Origin of the sequence: Geobacillus sp. ZGt-1 (genome assembly GCF_001026865.1) — a bacterium.
In the GTDB taxonomy this organism is placed as follows: Bacteria; Bacillota; Bacilli; order Bacillales; family Anoxybacillaceae; genus Geobacillus; species Geobacillus thermoleovorans.
Genome location: NZ_LDPD01000010.1, coordinates 75,205 through 76,606, shown reverse-complemented (window position 1 = coordinate 76,606; position 1,402 = coordinate 75,205). Strand labels below are relative to the sequence as shown.

Here is a 1,402-nt window from a genome sequence, read left to right as displayed (position 1 = left end):
CGACGACGTCGCTATGGCCGGCTAAAAATTTCGTGGCGCTGTGAAGGACGACATCGACTCCAAGATCAAGCGGCCGCTGCAACGCCGGCGTCATGAACGTATTATCCAAGAATGTCAAACAGCCATGCGCCTTCGCCAACTTGACGACGCCTTGAATATCGGTCACTTTTAACAATGGATTGGACGGCGTTTCCATATAAATGACTTTTGTATTCGGCCGGATGTTTTCCGCCACCGCCTTGAGGTCGGTCATATCAACGAACGTATAGTCAATGCCGAACCGGCTCAGCACCTCGGTGATCATCCGGTATGTGCCGCCGTAGACGTCTTCGGTCACGAGCACGTGGTCGCCTTTTGAGAGAAGCAAAAACGCCGTTGAAATAGCCGCCATGCCAGAGGCGAACGCAAACCCGCGCGTTCCGCCTTCTAACGCCGCGATCGTTTCCTCAAGCGCCTCGCGCGTCGGGTTGCTGGAGCGGCTGTAGTCGTATTTGCCGAATGAATCGAAATCGAACTGATGGAACGTGGAGGCGTGCTGGATCGGCACGCTCACCGCCCCCGTTTCGCGGTCGACTTTCCATTCGTTATGGAGCAGTTTCGTCGAAAACGCCCATTCCTGTTCCATCGCTTACACCTCTTTCATGTTTTTCAATGCCTGCGCCAAATCGGCGATCAAATCGTCAGCGTGCTCAATGCCGACCGAGAAACGGAGCAGCCGGTTGCAAATACCGTTTTGGATGCGGATTTCCTCAGGAATGTCCGCATGCGTCTGCGTCGCTGGGTACGTAATAAAGCTTTCGACTCCGCCCAGGCTTTCCGCGAACGTAATGAGGCGCAAGCTTTTTAAAAACCCGTTCACCCACTTTTCATCGGCAATCCGGAACGACAGCATCCCGCCTCTTCCTGGATATAAGACGTCTGTAACATCTTCATGTTCGCGCAAAAAGGCGCTGATGCGCTTGGCGTTTTCTTCATGCTGGCGCATCCTTAGCGCCAGCGTTTTCATCCCGCGAATCAACAGCCACGAATCAAACGGCGACAAAACCGCGCCGATGGCGTTCTGATACTCGGCCAGGCGTTGACAGAGCTCCTCGCCCTTGGCGACGACAAGGCCAGCCAACACGTCGTTATGGCCGCCTAAATATTTCGTGGCGCTGTGGATGACAATATCGGCGCCTTGTTCGATCGGGCGTTGAAGCACCGGTGTATAAAACGTGTTGTCAACGATCAACAAAAGCCCATGCCGCTTGGCGAATTCGGAGACGGCGCGGATATCGGTCTCATGCATAAGCGGGTTNGTCGGTGTTTCCAGGAAAATCGCTTTCGTTTTTTCGGTGATACACGCTTCCACCGCAGCGAGATCAGCAAAATCGACGTAATGGAATCCAAGACCATACTTGCG

The 1,402-nt window shown here is 54.0% G+C and carries 2 protein-coding genes and 1 pseudogene; all 3 read right to left on the bottom strand.

Annotation, left to right across the window (positions count from 1 at the left end; genetic code table 11):
• Positions 1–625, bottom strand: a 625-nt coding sequence (locus VU18_RS03710) for an aminotransferase class I/II-fold pyridoxal phosphate-dependent enzyme (protein ID WP_047757658.1), incomplete at its 3' end; no start/stop codon positions are given.
• Between the two features lie 3 nt (positions 626–628).
• Positions 629–1,297, bottom strand: a pseudogene (locus tag VU18_RS19125) (PLP-dependent transferase); the annotation flags it as partial.
• Position 1,298: 1 nt separating this feature from the next.
• Positions 1,299–1,402 (bottom strand): PLP-dependent transferase (locus VU18_RS19120; protein ID WP_236687274.1); only part of this gene is annotated, 104 nt, incomplete at both ends.